This window comes from Pseudodesulfovibrio senegalensis (genome assembly GCF_008830225.1).
In the GTDB taxonomy this organism is placed as follows: domain Bacteria; phylum Desulfobacterota; class Desulfovibrionia; order Desulfovibrionales; family Desulfovibrionaceae; genus Pseudodesulfovibrio; species Pseudodesulfovibrio senegalensis.
In genome coordinates, this window is the sequence record NZ_WAIE01000001.1 from 618,143 (window position 1) to 638,766 (window position 20,624).

Annotated in this window: 17 protein-coding genes; 14 read left to right on the forward strand and 3 right to left on the reverse strand. The window is 58.5% G+C overall.

Annotated elements, in window-relative coordinates; genetic code table 11:
• Positions 1–12 precede the first annotated feature (12 nt).
• Together F8A88_RS02825 and F8A88_RS02830 are read left to right on the forward strand one after the other, a co-directional pair.
• Entirely contained in the window at positions 13–1,344 is a 1,332-nt protein-coding gene (locus F8A88_RS02825) for a (Fe-S)-binding protein (protein ID WP_151149548.1), read from the forward strand.
• Between the two features lie 120 nt (positions 1,345–1,464).
• Entirely contained in the window at positions 1,465–4,092 is a 2,628-nt protein-coding gene (locus F8A88_RS02830; protein WP_151149549.1) for a PAS domain-containing sensor histidine kinase, read from the forward strand.
• Here F8A88_RS02830 and F8A88_RS02835 read toward each other — a convergent pair.
• Together F8A88_RS02835 and F8A88_RS02840 are read right to left on the reverse strand one after the other, a co-directional pair.
• Positions 4,079–5,233: an HD domain-containing phosphohydrolase gene (locus tag F8A88_RS02835; protein WP_151149550.1), complete on the reverse strand. Its 1,155-nt coding sequence runs from the start codon at positions 5,231–5,233 to the stop codon at positions 4,079–4,081. The two genes, F8A88_RS02830 and F8A88_RS02835, sit on opposite strands and share 14 nt — an antisense overlap.
• Complete coding sequence (locus tag F8A88_RS02840; RefSeq protein ID WP_161598322.1) at positions 5,230–6,462, reverse strand: response regulator; 1,233 nt, start codon at positions 6,460–6,462, stop codon at positions 5,230–5,232. Before F8A88_RS02840 ends, F8A88_RS02835 begins: the two co-directional genes overlap by 4 nt.
• Positions 6,463–6,745: 283 nt before the next feature.
• Between F8A88_RS02840 and F8A88_RS02845 the strand changes: the two genes are divergently transcribed.
• The 12 genes from F8A88_RS02845 (at position 6,746) to F8A88_RS02900 (ending at position 18,300) form a co-directional block, all read left to right on the forward strand.
• On the forward strand, positions 6,746–7,795 hold the full coding sequence (locus F8A88_RS02845) for a UDP-glucose--hexose-1-phosphate uridylyltransferase (RefSeq protein ID WP_151149552.1): 1,050 nt from the start codon (positions 6,746–6,748) through the stop codon (positions 7,793–7,795).
• Positions 7,792–9,090, forward strand: coding sequence for a galactokinase (locus F8A88_RS02850; protein ID WP_241667319.1), 1,299 nt, complete (start codon positions 7,792–7,794; stop codon positions 9,088–9,090). The genes F8A88_RS02845 and F8A88_RS02850 overlap by 4 nt, the downstream gene beginning before the upstream one ends.
• A gap of 15 nt (positions 9,091–9,105) precedes the next feature.
• Positions 9,106–10,107, forward strand: coding sequence for a LacI family DNA-binding transcriptional regulator (locus F8A88_RS02855; protein ID WP_151149553.1), 1,002 nt, complete (start codon positions 9,106–9,108; stop codon positions 10,105–10,107).
• A gap of 29 nt (positions 10,108–10,136) precedes the next feature.
• Positions 10,137–11,234 (forward strand): aldose epimerase family protein, encoded by a 1,098-nt coding sequence (locus F8A88_RS02860; protein ID WP_151149554.1) that lies wholly within the window; start codon positions 10,137–10,139, stop codon positions 11,232–11,234.
• 5 nt (positions 11,235–11,239) lie between these two features.
• On the forward strand, positions 11,240–12,334 hold the full coding sequence (locus tag F8A88_RS02865; protein ID WP_151149555.1) for an ABC transporter ATP-binding protein: 1,095 nt from the start codon (positions 11,240–11,242) through the stop codon (positions 12,332–12,334).
• Positions 12,335–12,410: 76 nt separating this feature from the next.
• Positions 12,411–13,673: an ABC transporter substrate-binding protein gene (locus tag F8A88_RS02870; RefSeq protein WP_151149556.1), complete on the forward strand. Its 1,263-nt coding sequence runs from the start codon at positions 12,411–12,413 to the stop codon at positions 13,671–13,673.
• 72 nt (positions 13,674–13,745) lie between these two features.
• Positions 13,746–14,867, forward strand: a complete 1,122-nt coding sequence (locus F8A88_RS02875; protein ID WP_151149557.1) for a carbohydrate ABC transporter permease — start codon at positions 13,746–13,748, stop codon at positions 14,865–14,867.
• Complete coding sequence (locus F8A88_RS02880; RefSeq protein WP_151149558.1) at positions 14,864–15,688, forward strand: carbohydrate ABC transporter permease; 825 nt, start codon at positions 14,864–14,866, stop codon at positions 15,686–15,688. Before F8A88_RS02875 ends, F8A88_RS02880 begins: the two co-directional genes overlap by 4 nt.
• Before the next feature lie 400 nt (positions 15,689–16,088).
• Complete coding sequence (locus F8A88_RS02885) at positions 16,089–16,487, forward strand: hypothetical protein (protein ID WP_151149559.1); 399 nt, start codon at positions 16,089–16,091, stop codon at positions 16,485–16,487.
• 66 nt (positions 16,488–16,553) lie between these two features.
• Entirely contained in the window at positions 16,554–17,180 is a 627-nt protein-coding gene (locus F8A88_RS02890; RefSeq protein ID WP_151149560.1) for a LysE family translocator, read from the forward strand.
• Between the two features lie 5 nt (positions 17,181–17,185).
• Positions 17,186–17,701, forward strand: coding sequence for a class IV adenylate cyclase (locus F8A88_RS02895; protein ID WP_151149561.1), 516 nt, complete (start codon positions 17,186–17,188; stop codon positions 17,699–17,701).
• 146 nt (positions 17,702–17,847) lie between these two features.
• Positions 17,848–18,300 carry a GNAT family N-acetyltransferase gene (locus tag F8A88_RS02900; protein WP_161598323.1) on the forward strand — a complete coding sequence of 151 codons (453 nt, stop codon included), beginning with the start codon at positions 17,848–17,850 and terminating at the stop codon, positions 18,298–18,300.
• 21 nt (positions 18,301–18,321) lie between these two features.
• Here F8A88_RS02900 and F8A88_RS02905 read toward each other — a convergent pair whose 3' ends face one another.
• Positions 18,322–20,577: an ATP-binding protein gene (locus F8A88_RS02905; RefSeq protein ID WP_161598324.1), complete on the reverse strand. Its 2,256-nt coding sequence runs from the start codon at positions 20,575–20,577 to the stop codon at positions 18,322–18,324.
• Positions 20,578–20,624: the final 47 nt, after the last annotated feature.

Sequence of the window (20,624 nt, forward strand, 5' to 3'; positions counted from 1 at the left end):
GGGAGCTTGAACATGCAGGCTGTGGCAGAAGTCATTACACCAACGTCATTATCCGAGGACATGCGCACATATCTCGGCAGGTTCGACCTGGCGGCGTGCGTGTCCTGCGGCAGTTGCGCTTCGGGGTGCCCGTCTTCGGGCGCCCCGGGGTTCGAGGACTGGAACACCAGAAAGGTCCTGCGCATGCTCGCCATGGGCATGGTGGACGAGGTGGTGAATTCCGATTTCGTCTGGCTGTGCACCGGTTGCGGCCGGTGCTCCCAGAATTGTCCCATGGGCGTGGATATCGCTCCGCTCATGATGCACATGAAACATTTGCGGGACCGGGACAAGGTCCCGGGCTCCCTGCACAAGGGCGCGCAGAACAATCTTGAGTCCGGGAACAATCTCGCCATCTCGCGTGATGATTACCTGGAAGGCATGCTGGATCTCGGCAACGAACTGGCCGAGGAGGAATGCCCGGGATTTTACGTGCCCGTGGACAAGCAGGATGCTGAGGTCCTGTTCTTTCCGAATTCCAAGGAGGTATACGGCGATTTCGAGGATCAGTTCTGGTGGTGGAAGATATTCTATGCCGCCCGCGAAAACTGGACCGTGCCGTCGGAAGGGTGGGAAGCCGTGGACTGGGCGCTTTTTTCCGGCAACTACGAAGGCACCCGGAAATTGGCGCGCCGCAAGATCGATTTCATGAAACGGTTGAACATCAAGCAGATGATCATGCCTGATTGTGGTGGCGGTTCCTACGGATGCCGTACCGGGCTCAAGTACTGTCTGGAGGAGAATTCGGAAAACGAGGTGGATTTCATCTACCTGTATGAATACCTGATGCGCATCATGAAGGAGGGGCGCATCACCCTGGACAAGAGCGTGCATGCGGGCAAGAGCTTCACGTGGCACGACTCCTGTAAGCACGGCCGCGAACTGTACCGGCATTACGGTGTTGCCTTTTTCGACGAGCCGCGCTGGATTCTGGAACAGTGCGTGGACGACTTCGTGGAGATGACGCCCAATCGCATGAACAGTTATTGCTGCGGCGCGGGCGGGGGCATGTGGCCCATGCCTTTTGACGACCAGTCCGCTCATCATGGCCGCTACAAGGCGGAGCAGATTCAGCGTAGCGGCGCGGACGTTGTGGTGGTCGCCTGTTCCAACTGCCGCGACCAGATCATGAAGCGGCTTCCCAACTACTATCCGGACTACAAGTATGAGGTGAAATACCTGTGGCAGGTCATAGCCGAAGCGCTGGTCATCGACCCGTTGCAGGGCGAGGAGCTTCGCAGGGCCGAAGACGAAGCCAGGGAACAGTGGAAGCGGTTGGAGGTCGAGTTGACAAGCGAATACTGACATCCGACTTGGGGCGCGGTTCGGCCCGAACAACGCCTCGCAGCCATACGGCCCCGGGAAACCGGGGCCTTTTTGGCCTTTAATCATGGCATATCGACGGTTTTTTGATACTCTTCTTTCATGAACTGGTTTTTCGCCAACCTGCATGACCGCAAGCGACGGCTGATGATTCTCGGCATCATCATGGGCGCGCTCGTGGGTATCGTTTCATTGGTCAGCACCTTGGTGCTGGGCTACACCTCGCTGAAAGAACAACAGCAGCTTCTGAGCGATCTGGTCAGCAGCCAGATTACCTATATTGAGAATTTCGACAGGAGGTATATGGATTCTCCCGCCTCCATGCGAGAGAGAACCCCCCTTGCCCATACCATCGATGTGGCGGCCATGGCGCAGTCCCGATACCGTTCCGCAGGCGGGAGCGCGCGGTTTTGCATAGCGAGGAAGAAAGGCGGGAAGATTCGGTTTTTGGTTCGGGACAGCAAACGGGTGGCCTCCGATGATCCCGATGCTGAAAAAAACTTTCGTGCGCAGCAGGACAGACCCATGGCCCGGGCCCTGGAGTCGCAGTTCGGCCGGACGGTAGCCCCCAACGTCTCCGGTAACTGGGCCGTTATGGCCTATGGCCCCATCGTTACCCGCTCCGGGGTGCTGGGCATGGTGGCCTATATTGATCTGTTGGAGTTTCTTCGTCCTTTTGCCGTGGCCGTGGCTGTCTGCTTCGCGGTGGGCGCGCTGCTGGTTGTAGCCAGCCTGTACCTGTTTTTCCGGATAAGCGATCCCGTGTTGCGGGCCTTGCAGGAGAGCGAACGCGAATACCGCGAGCTTGTGGAGGGGGCCAACAACATTATCGTGCGCATTTTGCGCAACGGCACCATCGGGTTGGCCAATCGCTATGCCCATGATTTTTTCGGCATGGACCAGCTGGTGGGAAAATCCGCCCGTGAAATCCTGACGAGCGAAAAGGATGAACGCAGCATTTTCGATTTTTCCGTCGGTCAGAAGGGGCAGGTCGCTGTCGAGGCCTTGGCCGTGCGCAGGGATGGTACCGAAGCGCACATTTCCTGGGCAGTTCGTCCGGTGTTGGATGAAGACGGTTCGGTGTGCGAGTTGCTGTGCATCGGCGTGGACGTTACCCCGCGTTATGTGGCCATGCAGGCCCGCAGGGAAGTGGAAGATCGTTTTCGGGCCATTGCCAAGGCGTCTCCGGTGGGCATCGTCATCACGGACGTGCATGGGAATCTGGTCTATGCCAATGAAAAAATGCACGACATGACGGATTCCTATGCGGCCCAGATGGCCGGCATGGGGTGGATGCGGCACATTCATGACCGGGACCGCGGGGCCATGAAGGAGTTCTGGGTGGGCAACACGGGGCGTGACAGCGCCTCCCGGTTGGAACTGCGCCTGCTTCGGGGAGAAACCGTGGTCTGGGCCCTGGTGCAGCGCGTTTCTCTCAGGAATCGGCAGGGGGAAAAGGTCGGTTATGTGCTCACGTTTACCGATGTTTCGCAAATCAAGGAGGCCGAGGCCCGCCACAAGAGGCTGACAGCCGCCATTGATCAGTCTGCGGAAATTGTCATCATCACGGATGCGTACGGCGTGATCGAATACGTGAACCCGGCGTTTGAACGGGTTACGGGCTTTTCGCGGGAAGAAGCCCTTGGGCAGAATCCGAGTATTCTCAGCAGTGGCGAGCAGTCCGAAGAATTTTATGCGGACATGTGGAACACCATTTTGCGGGGAGACGTCTGGAGCGGCCGATTCGTGAACCGGCGCAAGGATGGCAGCACCTATGAGCAGGAGTCCACAATAGCTCCGGTGCGGGAAGAGGACGGCACCATCGTCAATATCGTTGCCGTTGCGCGCGACGTGACCGAACAACTGGCATTGGAGGCCCAGTTGCGGCAGGCCCAGAAACTGGAGTCCATCGGTGAGCTGGCTGCCGGCATCGCCCATGAAATCAACACGCCGACACAGTATGTGGACAGCAACCTTCATTTTCTTGAAACATCCTTTGCCACGCTCATGAAGATGACACAGGGGTGCATCGAAGTGCTGGAACAAGCGCGTCAATCACCGGATGCCTCTGATGTAGTGGCCTCCCTGAATGAAATTATGGACAAGGACGAGGTAGAGTTCTTGGCCGAAGACGTTCCCGGGGCCTTGAAGGAGTCTCTGGAAGGGGTGCAGCGGGTTGCCGAAATCGTCCGTTCCGTCAAGCAGCTTGCGCATCCCGGTGAATTGAAGATGGCCATGCACGACATGAACGAAATCATTCGCAATGCCGTGACCGTGTCCACCAACGAATGGAAGTATGCCTCGGAAATGCACCTTGATCTTGACGAATCCCTGCCGCCTGTTTTGTGCCTCAAAGGCGAGATGAGTCAGGTGGTCCTGAACCTGATCGTCAATGCGGCCCATGCCGTGGAGGAGAGGCTCGGCTCCAGCCCCGATCCCAAGGGAGACATATTTGTTCGCACCCGGGAGGAGGGGGAGCATATTGTCATCGAAGTGGAGGACACCGGAGTGGGGATGCCGGAGTCTGTGGTTGCACGCGTTTTCGATCCATTTTTCACCACCAAGGACGTGGGCAAGGGAACCGGGCAGGGGTTGGCCATCGCGCATAACGTGGTGGTGCTTGTCCATGGCGGCACCATCGACGTGCAGACCGAACCGGGGCAGGGGAGCACCTTTTGCGTACGCATTCCAATAGAACACCCCGATATGGAAAACGTCAGCTCGGTTTGAGTACCGAGATGGGTTGTACGATGCCGATTTTGTCTTCGAACATGTAGAGCCGATCAATCTTGTTCTTGTCCAGTTCCACGCTCTTGCGCAGGAGCAATGCTCCCTGGCTGGAAAGCACGTCCTTATGCAGGATCATGCCTGTTTCCAAATCATGCAACGACAGGGTCAGTTTTTGGTAGCGGGCCTCCACGCCGAGCATGCCTTCGAGGTAATAGAGCAGCTCCGGGTCGTACTGGTCACTATTTGCCTCCAGTTCCTTGAATGCCTTGCTGGGGACGTCGTTGCGCTGCCTGTGCGTGTCATAATCAAGTGCGATCTTGAGGATTCGTCCGCCTATGGGGATGGCTTCGCCCTTGATGTTGTCCCTGGGGGTCCCGCTGCCGTCAAAGCCCTTGAGTTGATAGGCCACCATGTTTCCTATGGCGGACATTCTGGGCAGTTTTGAAATGAGGCTTTGGCCGATGGAAGGGTGCATTTCGAACATCTGCTTTTCCTCGGGGCTGAAGTCGCCTTTGCCCAGCAGCTTGTCCATGATGCCTGCCGGCAGGATAATGCACCCGATTTGCGAGAGCATGGTTGCCATCTCAAAGCGCCAGACATCGTGGATGTCCAGCTTTCCGCACAGGTAGCCTACGGTTCGCTTGACCCTGTCGGTTCGTGCTGCGGCCTCGGGATTGACCAGCGAAGTTATTTCGCTCATCAGTTCGATGCTGCCCTTGAGAGTCTGTTCCAAAAGGACTCTCTTGGTGGTGATCAGATCATATTGGCGCACTCCTTCCGCAAGATTGGACATGAGCACGTCCGGCGGACAGGGCTTGGCCATGAAGCGGAACACGTGCCCTTCGTTGACGGCCCGCATGGCGTTTTCAAGATCCGCATAGCCCGTGAGCATCATGCGGGTTGTCTCGGGAGAAATTTTCTTGACCTGCATCAGGAAGTCCACCCCGTTGAGCCCGGGCATTTTGTAGTCCGAGAGCACCACGGCATAGGGGGGCCTGCTGTCGGCCATGCCGAGAGCCTTTCGAGGGTCGTCGCATATGTCGACGGAAAAGTCGCTTCGCAACTGTCTTCTGAGAGAGGTGAGTACTCTTTCTTCGTCGTCCACTATCAGGATTCGAGGTTTATCGTTCTGATCGGTCATTCCCCATTGCCCTCCTTGAATCCGCCAATTTCCCTGATTTCCGGCCAGTTGTCCAAGATATGTGTTTCCCAGCGTTCAAGGTCGCCACTGTCACGAAGTGTGTCATAAAGCGGTTCGGATATCATCGCTCCTGTATAGTCGTTGGTAAAGTTGATCCATGCGTGATCAAAGTGGTCCGCCACGGCGATGATCAGGGAAAGCGATATGTCGGGCCTGAGTGTGTCGTGGTGGTGGCCGATGGCCTTGGCTATTTCGGGGTCCATGCCCCACAGGTCCATGACATACATGCCGATTTGCGCATGGTTGACGTTGAACAGCTCCTTCTCCTTTTCATGGATGGGAGTGCCTTTCCCGGATTGCTGGACCACGGCCTCATATTTCGAGTCGAATGAATCGGCCAAAATGAGTTTGCCTATGTCGTGCAGAATGCCGCCTATCCGGCATTGTGCCATGGCATTTCTATCCATTTGTTCGCATTGGGCGATAAGCCGGGCCATGTTACTCACCCGGAAGCTGTGTTCCCACAGAAGCTTGATGGAAAAGGGAGGATTCTTGCGGCTTTGGCCCCAGAAAATGTGTTGCGAGACAATGAGGGCCTTCACGGTTTCCATTCCCAACAGGTTGATGGCCTGAAATATGGAGGTGATAGTGCGCCTGAGACCGAAAAACGGGGAATTGGTCAGCTTGAGCACCGCCGCCACGAGCCCGGGGTCTTGGGATACGATATCAGCCATGCGGTGCATGGAAGGTTCTTTTGCGGACAATTCATCCTCTATTCTCTGGTACACTTCGGGCAGGACCGGAAGGCTGCCCAACCGTGTTGCCAGCTTCTGGGTGTCCGGAGAAGGGTGGTCCTCTCTGGCGGCAAGCGCCTCCTCGATTTCATGTGTCAGTTTTTCGGGGCTGCAGGGCTTGCTCATGAAGCGGTGCGCGTTGCCCATGGTTTCGACCACGTTGTCGACCTCCATGATGCCCGACAGGGCCATACGTATGGTCTGTGGAGAAATTCTCTGTACGTGGTCGAAGAGCTCCTGCCCTGTCATGCCGGGCATGCGGATGTCGGAAACAAGAAGATCCACTTTTTCGGACTTGATCAGTTCCAGTGCTTCCTGGCCCGATCCGGCAAAGGAAAGCTTCCATTCCTTTTTGTAGGGATGCAGGTTGCGCCGAATTCCCGAAATCACTTTCGGGTCGTCATCCACGAATAGAAGGTGCGGTCTGTCGGACATGGGCATCCTTATGCGTTTGTTTGTTATTGAATGCAGCGTAGCATAGTAGTTGGATGATCATGAATACCTGTTTTGCTGTCGTGTTCGATTTATAATCGGCATACCCTTCTTGCCATGAAATTATCGACACGTGACCGGTGTTTGCCGGGCACAATCTTGACATGACAATTCTGTTATGGTTTGTTGTCGAAAACGTTTGCGGTAACGTTTGCAGACGTTTTTTGAGCGTTTTTTCGTAACATTTCATTGCTTCGTTGGGGGAGTGTCTTGGGAGGATTGCAGCGTGTTTGACGAGCAGCCGCACCGGCGTTTCAACGCCCTTACCGGCGAGTGGGTTCTTGTTTCCCCGCATCGGACCAGGCGTCCGTGGCAGGGGCAGCAGGACGAGCCGGACCGGAACGTCATGCCCGAGTACGACGATGGCTGTTATCTGTGCCCCGGAAACGTGCGCGCCAACGGCGAGCAGAATCCCCGATATGCGGATACGTTTGTCTTTGAAAACGATTTTGCCGCATTGTTGCCGTCACCTCTTTCGGAAGCATCTGCCGGCAGTGACGACGACCTGTTTCGGGCCGAGCCCGAATCCGGCGTGTGCCGGGTCATCTGCTATTCTCCCCGGCATGATCTTTCCATGGCCCGCATGACGCGGGAACAGGTGCGCCGCGTGGTAGACCTCTGGACCGGGCAGTACCTCGAATTGGGGGCACGGGACGACATCGGTTACGTGCAGATTTTCGAAAACCGGGGGGCGGTCATGGGATGCTCCAATCCGCATCCGCACGGCCAGATATGGGCCTCGCGCTCCATGCCCACGATCCCGGCCGCCGAGCAACGCCGCCAATCGGAATATCTTGAGGAAAACGGTGAATGTCTTCTGTGCCGCTACGTGAAACGCGAACTGGAGGACGGTCGGCGCATTGTGCTGGAAAATGAATCATTCGTGGTGCTTGTGCCGTTCTGGGCGGTCTGGCCCTACGAGGTCATGGTGCTGCCGCGCAGGCACATGACCGGACTGGACGCCATGGACGATGCCTGTCGCGACGACCTCGCCGATGCCCTTGTGCGTCTGGGCGTGCGTTACGACAACCTTTTCCAGACCTCGTTCCCGTATTCCATGGGCATTCACCAGCGCCCCACTGACGGTCAGGAACATCCCGAATGGCATTTCCATTTTCATTATTATCCGCCGCTGCTGCGCTCGGCCTCGGTGCGCAAGTTCATGGTGGGATACGAGATGCTGGCCATGCCCCAGCGGGACATCACTCCGGAACAGAGCGCGGCCGCATTGCGGGCATTGTCCGAAATCCATTATCTTGACGGGGAGCAGCAATGAAGCAGGATTCCTTTGCCCATATGCGCGAGATCGTTCAGGATGGCCGTGCCGACTCCGTGCTTGCCGACATGTATGGCGGCCCGGATGCGTTGAATGCTCAGCGGGTGCGCTACGCCAAGCTGCTGGTGCGCATGGAGCAGGAGTTCGGGGCCGGGCCGGGGATGCTGCTCAGCGTTCCGGGCAGGACCGAGTTGGGCGGCAACCATACGGACCACAACCATGGCAGGGTGCTGGCTGCGGCCGTGCATCTGGACTGCGTTGCCGCCGTCACGCCGTCCAGCGACATGAAAGTGCGCATCAAGTCCGATGGTTTTGCGGAAACGATTTTCGTGGATCTGGCCGATCTTTCGCCGCAGGGTGCCGAGGTCGGCAAGCCGTCCGCGCTGGTGCGGGGCGTTGCCTCCGGGTTTGTGGAAAACGGCCTGGCCGTGGGTGGGTTCAGCGCCTGCGTCAACAGCAGCATCCCCATGGGGGCGGGCCTGAGTTCCTCGGCCGCGTTTGAACTGCTCATCTGTTCGATTTTCAACCACCTGTACAATTCCGGCACGGTTTCCACACTCAAGGCCGCTTCCATCGCACGCCGGGCCGAAAACGTGCATTTCCAGAAGCCGTGCGGGTTCATGGACCAGATAGCCTGCGCGTTCAAGGGCGTTTCCGAGATCGATTTCAAGGACCCTGAAAGCCCGCTCATCCGGCCCATTGAATGCGATTTGGAGGCAGAAGGGTATCGGCTGGTGGTGGTGGATACCGGTGGCGACCATGCCGACATGACCCCCGAGTATGCCGCCATTGCTTCAGAGATGAAGCTGGCCGCCAACCTTCTCGGACAGGATGCTGCCCGCGGACTTGGTTCGGCAAAGGTCATGGACTCCATCGGCTGGCTGCGTGAAAAGGCCGGGGACAGGGCTGTCTTGCGGTTGATGCATTTCATTGGTGAAAACGATCGCGTGGATTTGCAGGCCGAGGCATTGCGTAGCGGCCGCATGCAGGATTACCTGTCGCTGGTCAACGAATCCGGGGAATCTTCCTGCCGGCTGCTGCAAAATTGTGCCTGCACCAACAATCCGCAGGAGCAGCCCATTCCGCTGGCCCTGGCCATGACCGAACGGATTCTGAAAGGCCGGGGGGCGTGGCGCGTGCATGGCGGTGGTTTTGCCGGGACCATACAGGCCTATGTGCCCCGGGAGTCGTTTGACGAGTATGTGGAATCCATGGAACGGGTGTTCGGTCGCAATTCCGTGGTCGCCCTGCATGTCCGCAAGGTCGGCACGGACGTGGTCTTTCCGGTCGCATAGGGAACGGTTTCGGCAATGGCACAGTTCACCATCAAGGACATCGCCCGCAAGCTGGGCATATCTCCGTCCACGGTCTCCCGTGCGCTGCACGATCACCCGGACATCAGCGACGAGACCAAGAAGCGGGTGGTGGAACTGGCCGCAAAGCACAATTACCAGCCCAACCAGATAGCCAAGAGCCTCCAGAACAGCCGCACCAGCACCATCGGCGTGGTGGTGCCGGAGATCGAGCACCATTTCTTTTCTTCGGCAATCAGCGGTGTCGAGGAAGTGGCCTACAAGGCCGGATACACCATCATGGTCTGCCAGAGTCAGGAACAGATGGTCCGCGAGGCCATGAATATCCGGGCGCTTGTGGCGCATCGCGTGGCGGGAATTGTGGTTTCCGTTTCGCGGGATACCACGGATTTTTCCCATCTGGAGGCGGCCGTGCGGCAGGGCATCCCCCTGGTGCAGTTCGACCGCGTGATCGAGGAGCTCGATACCAGCAAGGTTGTGGTGGATGACTTCAACGGTGCCTATGCGGGCGTGCATCATCTGCTGGAAGCCGGATACACCCGCATAGCCCATCTTGCCGGACGGGAGCATGTGACCATCGGGCGCGAACGTTTCGAGGGGTATCGGCAGGCGTTGCAGGATCACGGATTCCCTGTGGACGAACGTCTGGTGATTCCCGGCGGTTTTCAGGAGCACGACGGCGAGCAGGGCATGAAGCGGCTGCTGGAATTGGACAGCCCTCCGGACGCGGTGTTCGCGGTCAACGATCCCGTGGCCATCGGCGCGTACCGAGTACTGCGCGAACGCGGGCTGCGCATCCCCCGTGACGTGGCCTTGCTGGGCTTTTGCAACAACCCGGAATCCGCGCTGGTGGAACCGCCGCTGAGCACAGTGGCCCAGCCCGCGTGGCAGATGGGCAAGGCCGCGGCCCAATTGTTGTTTCGCCAGTTCGAACAGAAGAATTTTACGCCGCAGACGCAGGTGTTGCGCACGCGGTTGATCGTGCGCCAGTCCACATGAGGCGACGGGTGTAGGTGACGGAGACAGGCATGGATGACGCGGGTTTTGAACGCAGGCCGTGGGGCAGGACCCCGGACGGCACCGAGGTGGAGCTAATCCGGCTTTTCTGCGGTGCCATGCGGCTGGACGTCAGCACCTATGGTGCCACCGTGGTCAGCCTGCGCGTGCCCGATTCCAACGGCAAGCCCGGCGAGGTCGTACTCGGTTATGACTCCTTGCAGGGGTATCTGGACGATCCCTGCTGCTTCGGCTGCGTGGTGGGTCGGGTGGCCAACCGCATTTCCAATGCCCGTTTTGTGCTGAACGGCACGGAGTACGCGGTTGACCGCAACCACGGGCAACATCATTTGCACGGCGGGGCGCGCGGATTTCATCGCCGCGTGTGGCGTGCCGAAGTATCGCAGACCGGGCAGGGCCCTCGCGTGGAGTTGACTCGCCGCAGCCCGGACGGTGAGCAGGGCTTTCCCGGAACAGTGCATGCGCGGGTGGTCTATGCCCTGACGGGGAACAGCCTGCGCATGACGCTGGGTGCCGACGCCGAGGACGATACCGTGGTGAACATGACCAACCATGCGTATTTCAATCTGGAGGGGCCGGGGCGGACGTGTCTGGAACATGAATTGTGGGTCGACTCTGATCGGTTTCTTGATGTAAATGAGGAGTTGATTCCCACGGGCGGGCTGTTTGCCGTGACCGGCACGCCTTTTGATTTTTCCGAGCCGAAGTCCTTGGGAGCGCAGATTGATTCTGGGCACCCATTGATGCAGGCGGGAAGCGGGTATGATCATTTCTATGTGCTGGACGATTCAGCCCGGTGGCCGCAGTATGCGGTTCGCGTCCGGGCACCGGAATCGGGCCGGGTCATGGAGATGCGGACAACGTGTCCGGGTTTTCAGCTGTATTCGGGAAACCACATCCCGAAAGGGCTTTTCGGGCGGGGCGGTGAGGTGTATGGTCCCCGCCTCGGCTTTTGCCTGGAGGCGCAGGGATACCCTGATGCACCCAACAGGCCGGAGTTTCCGTCGGTGGCATTGGCCGCCGGCGAGGGCGTTACGCATGAAACCGAGTATCGTTTCGTATCCGTTGGCGGAGCGGGCGACTCAAACGATCACATGAAGAACAGGTAGAGCACATGGCCAAAGTCGAACTTGCCAACGTGAGCAAACGGTATGGGGACGTCGTCATCGTTCCCGGCGCGGATCTCGAAATCGAAGACAATGAATTCATCGTGCTGGTTGGGCCGTCCGGGTGCGGCAAGTCCACCATACTGCGCATGATCGCCGGTCTGGAACCCATCAGCGGCGGCGAAATTCACATCGGAGACCGGGTGGTCAACAATGTTTCGCCCAAGTCGCGCAACGTGGCCATGGTTTTTCAGAACTATGCGCTGTATCCGCACATGACCGTGCGGGACAACATGGGGTTCAGCCTGAAGATGGCCAAGCGGCCCAAGGCCGAGGTGGACGAGGCCGTGAACCGCGCCGCCGAGGTGCTGGAACTGGGCCAGTTGCTGGACCGCAAGCCCTCGGAGCTTTCCGGCGGCCAGCGCCAGCGCGTTGCCATGGGCCGGGCCATTGTGCGCCAGCCCGACGTATTTCTTTTTGACGAGCCGCTTTCCAACCTTGACGCGCAACTGCGCACCCAGATGCGTCGCGAGCTCAAGAAGCTGCACATGAAGCTTGCCACCACCACCATCTACGTGACCCACGACCAGATCGAGGCCATGACGCTGGCCAGCCGCATCGTCATTCTCAAGGATGGCGAAATTCAGCAGGTGGGCACTCCGGTCGAGGTTTTCGAAAAACCCGCCAACGTATTCGTGGCCCAGTTCATCGGCAATCCGCCCATGAATATTCTTGAAGGCGTGTTCGAGACCTCCGGCGGTTCAGCGTTGGTCCGTGCTGGCGGTTCCGTGTTTCCCGTGCCCGAAGGCCGGGTGCCCGATCTTGCGGACGGCGCGCCCGTGCTGGTGGGCCTGCGGCCCGATTCCATCAAGATGGGCGAAAGCATCGAGCGCCTGCCCAAGGAATGGTGGTGCCGCGGGGAAGTGGTTGTTTCCGAGATTCTCGGCGGCCAATCCCTGTTGGAAATCGTGGTGGACGATAATGAGCTGATTGCCGAGGTTGAGGGCCGCGTTGAAGCCCAGCCCGGCGAGACCGTGCCTATCGGATTCGAGTTCGACCGCATGGTCCTGTTTGATCCCGAAACGACAAAAGCCGTTTCCTGATTCTTCGTTTTTACGGGAAACGGATTGTTCTGTGTGAGGAGTCTGTCATGGGTAAAAGGACAACTAGGAGGTTCCTATGAAAAATTCCCTGGCGAAATTGTTGTTTGTCGTGGCTGCGGTTGCCATGCTGGGCGCCCTGCCTGCGCAGGCCGCATCCAACCTGAGCGGTGACTTGGAGATTTTTTCCTGGTGGGCCGGAGACGAAGGTCCGGCTCTTGAGGCCCTGATCGATATCTACAAGAAGGAAAACCCCAACGTTAACGTCATCAATGCCACGGTTACCGGCGGTTCCGGCGTGAACGCCAAATCCGTGCTCAAGACCCGCATGCTGGGCGGCAATCCCCCGGACAGCTTTCAGGTCCATGCCGGCCAGGAGCTCATCGGCACCTGGGTCAAGGCCGACCGCATGGAAGACCTGACTCCCATCTTCAAGGCCAACGGCTGGATGGAAGCCTTCCCCAAGGGCCTGATCAAGCTCATCGGCACTGACAAGGGCATCTGGTCCGTTCCCGTGAACATCCACCGCTCCAACGTGATGTGGTTTGTCCCGGCCAACCTGAAAAAGTGGGGCGTTGAAGCTCCCAAGACCTGGGACGAATTCTTCACTGTTGCCGAAACCCTGAAGGCCAAGGGCGTGGTTCCCCTGGCTCTGGCCCAGAACTGGACCGCCAACCACCTGTGGGAATCCGTTGCGTTGGCCGCTCTCGGTGCGGACAAGTGGGACGCTCTGTGGTCCGGCGATTTGGCTTTTGACAGCGCCGACGGCGTGAAAGTCTGGGAACTGTTCGGCAAGGTTCTCAAGTACACCAACTCGGACGCCACGTCCCTGTCCTGGCAGCAGGCCACCGACATGGTCGTTGACGGCCGTGCAGCCTTCAACGTCATGGGCGACTGGGCCGCCGGTTACATGGCCACCACCAAGAAGCTGGCTCCGGGCAGCGGCTTTGCATGGTCCGCATCTCCGGACACCACCGGTGAATTCATGTTCCTGGCCGACTCCTTCGGCCTGCCCAAGGGCGCGCCGCATCGCGACAACGCGGTTGCATGGCTCAAGGTTCTGGGTTCCCTCGAGGGCTCCGATACCTTTAACCCCATCAAGGGTTCCATCTCCGCGCGTCTGGACAGCGACCTGTCCAAGTACAACGCCTACGGCCAGTCCGCTGCCGCCGATTTCGGCAAGGACCGCATCGTGGGGTCGCTGGCACACGGCGTGACCGCCAACGAAGGCTTCATGAACGACTTCGCTTCGGTCATGGAAATGTTCCTGAAGTCCAGGAATGCTCAGGCTGCGGCCAAGGCTTCCCAGCAGATCGCTGTCAAGAACGGCATCGCCAAGTAACGATTCAAAACGGTCCGGCCCGCCGGAAATGTTCCGGCGGGCCTTCGGGCCGCAAGTGCAAGAGAGTAACCGATGCGGGAAGTTTCACGGGACAGGATGAAGGCGGTCATTGCACTGCTGCCGTCCGTCATTCTCATCGGGGTGTTCGTATACGGGTTCATCGGCAACACCGTGTGGATATCCCTGACGGACTGGCGCGGAGGAGCTGCGCTTTCCGAAAATCCGGTCAAGAATTTCGTGGGGTTCGAAAACTACGTCGAACTGTTCACCGGTTTTCTGGACGGCCGTTTTCGTCAGGACTTGGTCAATGCCGTCTATTATTCGATTCTGTTGCTGGCCGGAGCCGTGGGCATCGGCATGTTCATTGCCATCCTGCTGGACCGCAAGCCGCGCGGCGAGGATTTTCTGCGCACGGTGTTCCTGTATCCCATGTCCCTGTCCTTCATCGTCACCGGCACCATCTGGCGCTGGCTGCTCGCTCCGCAGGGAGGGGTGAACATCCTGCCCACCTATCTGGGCGGCGAGCCGCTTCATTTCCAGTGGCTTTCGAGCATGAAGACCGTGCTGGTCTTTGACTGGCAGAACCTTTTTCCCATCATTCTGTATGCGGCGGCGTTCGTGTTCATCGTTCTGGGGCTGGGCAAACTGCGTCGCGATCCCGGGCGCGCCTTCAAGCGGTACCTCGTGCCGGGCGTGGTGTTGGGCGCAGTGGTCTGGCTGTTCGGCGACCTGCTGCCCCGTGCGCTGTTCATGGAGGAAACGCACGGCTTCAACCTGGCCACGTTGGGCATCATTCTGGCCACCATCTGGCAGTATTCCGGTTACACCATGGCCCTGTACCTTGCCGGGTTCAACGGCATTTCGCAGGACCTCATGGACGCGGCCCGGCTGGATGGAGCCAGCGATTTCGACTACTACGTGCATGTGGCCATCCCCATGCTCAAGCCCATCACCATCAGCGCGGTGATCATCCTTTCGCATATTTCGCTCAAGATGTTCGACCTGATCTTCGCCATGACCGGGCCGGACAACGCGGCAACCGGGCATCCCGCCCTGAACATGTATCTGACCACGTTCCGCGCCAACGACTTTGCCAAGGGCGCGGCCATTGCCATCGTGCTTTTCCTGGTGGCCGGGACATTCATCATCCCCTATCTGGTCGCTTCGTACAGGCAGAGGAGGAACGCACGATGACCCGCAGGATTTCCTACGGAACAATTCTTCTCTACCTTGTGCTGACCGTGCTGGTGGTGGTTTACCTGCTGCCCGCGTACATGGCGTTGGTCACGGCCCTGAAGCTGCCCGACGAGATTACCCTGCCGCGCGCATGGGAGCTGCCGACCGCCATGAACTGGGGCAGTTTTTCCGAGGCTCTGGCCCTGCTCAAGCCCAATCTGGTCAACAGCGTCATCCTGACCATCTGCGCCACGGCGTTGTCCACGGTGCTCGGCTCGCTCAACGGCTACGTGTTTTCCAAGTGGAAGTTCAAGGGCAGCGAAGTCATCTTCACCCTGTTCCTGTTCGGCATGTTCATTCCCTATCAGGTCATTCTCATTCCCCTGTTCCAGACCTTGCGGGCCATGCACCTCTATGGCGGGCTGCCGGGCCTGATTCTGGCCCACGTGGTCTACGGCCTGCCCATCACGTCGCTCATTTTCCGCAACTTCTATGCCCAGATTCCCACCGCGCTCATCGAATCCGCGCGACTGGACGGTGCGGGCTTCTTTTCCATCTATACCCGCATCGTGTTCCCGCTTTCCATTCCGGGTTTCGTGGTCACCAGCCTGTGGCAGTTCACCCAGATATGGAACGAGTTCCTGTGGGGCATTTGTCTGACGCGCCATTCGGAAAACCCCATCACCGTGGGGCTGGCCCAGTTGGCGGGCGGACAGGCCGTGAGCTGGAACCTGCCCATGGCCGGGTCCATTTTGGCGGCCATTCCGGTGCTGTGCATCTACATCTTCCTCGGGAGGTATTTCATTCGCGGACTGCTGGCAGGATCGGTCAAGGAGTAGTTTGCGCCGGTCCGGTTTTCATTGATTTTCCAAAACAGCAAAAAAAAGATCCCGAAGTCGTTTCGGGATCTTTTCTTGTTGCATGTGTAACGCTTTGTGATATCGTTACGACGTAATCAGTGAAGGCTTCATTGATATTCGTTTGTGCATTTTGCACATGCGGCAGTGACGGAGGTTGCACCTTTTGCACGGATAGATCGAATGCATGATTGTTGATCGATTCTGTGAGTGTGTCGTTTTTATATATATTCAAAGTGCTTGCGAAGCCAGCGGTATGCGAAGGGGGAACGGCACGGGGATTGCTACATCATGGTCAGGAATTCGCTGTTTTGCGAATCAACGTTGTGCCGCATGCGGTTCGGCAATCGTGTCGGAACCGAGCACGGCAGGGATGGTAGGTATGATGAGCATATTGGAAAACGGACGGAACAAGCGCGCGGCGCATCCGGCGACCCCGGGCAGGGGGATTCTGGAGCGTGAGGAAATCCGCGCCCTGCTGGGTGATGCCGGAATCGGTCTCGCCTTTGAAAGCGATGCGCGGGATTCCGGGCGGACATCGTCCGGGAGCGCCCTGTCTTCTGGCTGGGAAGTGATTTCCCGTGAGGTGTACGGCAATGTCGGCCAAAGCGACGGAACCGTAGTGGAAACATCCATCATGCACGTCAATCGGCTTGGTTCGCTGGTGCGTTGCGTAACCTATCCTGACGGCGCCCCCTCCAGAGTATTGAATGTTGTCATGGAATTCGTGCCGGGATCCAATGCCTTGACCTGCGCGGGCAGGGCGTGTCGGCTGGATTGATCCCTCCCCCTTGCCTCCATCCCCAAAACGTGCAATCCCTGCCTTGAACAACAGCAGGGAGTGCGCATGGTTCATGATTTCTGGTTCACTTATCTCGTCACCATGTTCGTGGCATCCATCATCCCCGGACCGAGCATGATGCTGGCCCTGACCCACGGCATGCGCCACGGAACATCGGCCGCTGCGGTTTCCGGCGTGGGCAACGTGGTGGCGTCATTGATTCAGGCCGGTGTTTCCATGGCCGGGCTGGGAATCCTGCTGACCACGTGCGAGCCTCTGTTCATGGCGGTCCGCTATGCCGGGGCCGTCTATCTCGTGTGGCTGGGCATCGGCCTCTGGCGCAGCGCCCCGCCGGACATGGCACCTGCGTCCCTGTCCGGGCCGCGTTCAGCGCCCTTGCGCAAACTCTGGCTGGATGCCTTTCTTGTGGCCATGGGGAACCCCAAGGCCATCGTCTTTTTTACCGCTCTTTTCCCCCAATTCATCCATTCGGACAGCATAACCGTTCGGGAATGCACTTTTCTTGCGGGCGGACTTGCTGTCCCGGCCTTTGCCGCGTGGATGATCTATGCCCTGTGCGGACGGCGCGTTGCGGGCATGTTTTCCGGTTCCGGTATTGGCCGCTGGGCCAACAGGGTTTTGGGCGGAACATTTGTGGGCCTCGGCGTGGGGCTGGCAACGAACAGGGGGTGACGCAAATGGTCAACGTCGAGATCAAGGCTCGTATAACAAATCCCGAACGGATTCGGGATATTCTCATGGCTGCCGGGGCCGAATATCATGGGTTGGACAAGCAGTGCGACACCTATTTCAACTGCCCGCAGGGCCGCCTCAAGCTGCGTGAAGGCAACGTGGAAAATTCCCTGATTTTTTACCGCAGACCCGACACGCCCGAGCCAAAGGTTTCCGAGTACGAATTGGAACGGCTCGTTCCCGGACACGGCATGGTCCCGTTGCTGAGCGCCGCCTTTGGCGTGAAGGTGGTCGTGGAAAAGGAACGCGAAATATACTTCAAGGACAACGTCAAGTTTCACATCGACCGTGTGCGCGGGTTGGGTCGGTTCGTGGAGATCGAGGCCATTGGCGAACATGCCGGGGAACTGGATACCCTGCATGGTCAGTGCAGCGAGTGGCTTGAGTGCCTTGGCATTTCCATGGAACAGTTGGAACCGTCGTCATACAGCGATATGTTCATGGCCCTGGATGTTCCCTAGCCGTTACCGAAAAGTGACGTGCGTGCGTTGATCGGAGTGTGCGCGATTTTGTATCGTAAGGCCGTATGCTGCGATCGAGAGATTTTCTTAAATCCGATATCCCCGTCATTTGCGGGTTTCCCCGCAATCCACAGGAATTGTTTCATATGTTCCCGGCAGCGACTTGGCCGCTCACCCCGTTGCAATTGGCGCGTTCCGCCGATTCCCGGCACGGGTCCACAGTTGTGGATTGTGACGAGGTGGTGGCGGGATACGCGAACTTTGTCCGTTGCGTTCCCGGCGATGTTTGCGTCATCGGCAATGTCATCGTGAATCCGGCCATGCGCAGGCAGGGCGTGGGCACGTTTCTTGTTCGGGCCATGGCGGCCCGTGCGGCCGCGGAATACGGGGCGCACCGCGTGCGCCTGCGTTGTGTTGCCAGCAATGAGGCGGGGCTGCATCTGTATTCGGCCGTGGGATTCCGGCGCGTGGGAGTGCGTACCCGAATGGGGTTGGACGGAGCCGTCTGGCCGGTTCATGTTTTGGAGATGCCCCTTGATCCCGGGATGGTGCGGGATCGGCAGGATATCGTTGAGGCGAGGGCTGTTGCCCTTGTCTGAGAATGGTTTGGCCGCACGCCGTCAGACGATGCCCACCGTGCTGGCCAGCGTCTTGAGCAGGGTGGCCTTGGAAACGGGCTTTGCAAGGTAGAAGGTGCAGCCCGCCTCAATGCAGCGTCCCCTGTCTTCGCTCAGGGCGTTGGCCGTGACCGCGATGATGGGAGTGGGCTGCATGCCCGTTTGTCTTTCGTGTTCCCTGAGCAGCCGGGTGGCCTCGAAACCGTCCATGACCGGCATCTGGATGTCCATCAGGACCACGTCGTAGGTCTTTTCCTTGAATTTGTTCACGGCTTCAAGGCCGTTTTCTGCAAAGTCGATTTCACATCCCGCATGAGCAAGGTAAAATTTCAGCAACTCACGATTGCTGTCCGAGTCCTCGGCCAGAAGAATGGAAACAGGGCGTTGCCGAAGCATGTCGGTCAGGTGCCGTACCTCTTCGCGTGTCGCCTCGGCCCCGGATTCCGGAGCCTGTTCCGGCAACGGAAAACGGAGCGTGAAACTGAAGGTGGTTCCCCGTTTCGGGCTGCTGTTCAGACGCAGGGTTCCGCCCATGATTTCCACGAGACGGCGCGAAATGGACAATCCCAATCCTGTGCCGCCGTATTGGCGTGTCGTGGAGGAATCCGCCTGGGTGAAACGATCGAAAACCCTGCGCTGCGCCTCGGGGGGGATACCGATTCCGGTGTCCGAGACCGAGAAGACGATTTCACCCTCAATGCCCGACGGAGCCGGGTGCGCTTCAATGGAAACACCGCCCTGATGGGTGAATTTGATGGCGTTGTCCACAAGGTTGGTGAGTATCTGGCCGATGCGTATGGGGTCGGCCATGATCCGCTTGGGCGTGCCTTCGCCCACGACCACCTTGAGCGAAAGCCCCTTGTCGTCTGCCTTGGTGCGGTAGAGAAGGTGTATTTTATCCAATACATCGGAAAGCGTGGTGTCGTGTGTTTCAAGGCAAAGCTGTCCGGCCTCGATTTTCGAAATGTCCAGGACATCGTTGATGATGCCCAACAGGTGGTGGCCTGAAGTCTTGAATATTTCGATGTATTTTCGCTGCTCCGGCGTGGGGTCGGTTTCCAGCATGAGCTCGGCCATGCCCAGAATGGTGTTCATGGGGGTTCGTATTTCGTGGCTCATGCCGGCCAGAAAATCGCTTTTGGCCTTGTCCGCGGATTCGGCCGCCTCCTTGGCTCTTCCCAGTTCCCGTTCCGTGCGGATTCGTTCGGCGATTTCCTTTTCGAGCGCGGCATTGGTCTGTTCCAGTTCCTGGGTGCGGTGGGTGATTTCTGCCATCAGCGTGCTGGAGAGTTCCACCGATGTTTGAATTTCGTGCATTTCCCGGAGCCGCGCCTCGGGCAGGTCGATAGGGGCGTGGGAATCGCGCGCCCTTGCCATGGCCTGCACTGTTTTGGAGATCGGCGTGAGCACGTCCCGTCTGACCAGCACGAGCATGAGAATCATGGTGGATATGGCGATGATCAGTCCGGTCAGTCCGCCGTTGAGGCCCGCTGATGCTTCGTCCGCGATGGTGGTGAACCTTTGGGACGCCTCGATTGCCGCGTTTGCCGTGAGCGATGCGGACAGTGTCTCAAGGTCACGGTTCACTTCGTCCCACGTCTTGTTGCAGGCCATGTCCATATTCAGGATTCGGCGTTTGGTATCAATTATCGCGCTTTGGCTGATGGTTGTGCCGTTCCTGGCAAGCCGGGCATCAAGGCGTGCCGTATCAACCTTGTTCGAAAGTTCGTTGACCGTTTTGACGGTCTGCTCCAGCCCCTGATGGGAATTTGAGGAAAGTACGTGGAGCAGATGGATGAGCAGGACGCGTTCGGCGCGGTTCATTGCTCTTTGCCGGGCCGAGGCCTTGGGCGAACAGGGCTGGAGGGATGCGAGATTTTCGCGCAGCAGGGATTCATCTTCATCAAGCCGTTTTTGCAGCACATCCTGTCTGCCGCGTATGATGGCAATGCGTTCCATGGCCTCATAGCAGCGGCTGACCTTGCTGCGGATTTCCGGGTTGGCGTCAAAGGCTGTATCCTGCGACAGGATTTTTGCGGCAAGCCTGAACGCCCGGCGTTTTTTGGGGTCGTCGGCTTTGTGGATGATCAGGGCAAAGCGCCCCAGACGTTCGAGGTTGATGGCCGTTCGCTGCCGGTCGAAGATTTCGGGCAGCACGCTGTCGCGTGTGTTCTCCGCAAGGTCTCCTATGGTGTTCAGCGCCTTGCCGACAATGACCCCCAAACCGCTCAGAAGAATGACCGCAATGACCGCATACATTGACAGAACCGGGATCAGTGCCGGTTTTTTGTGCCCTGTCGGCGGCG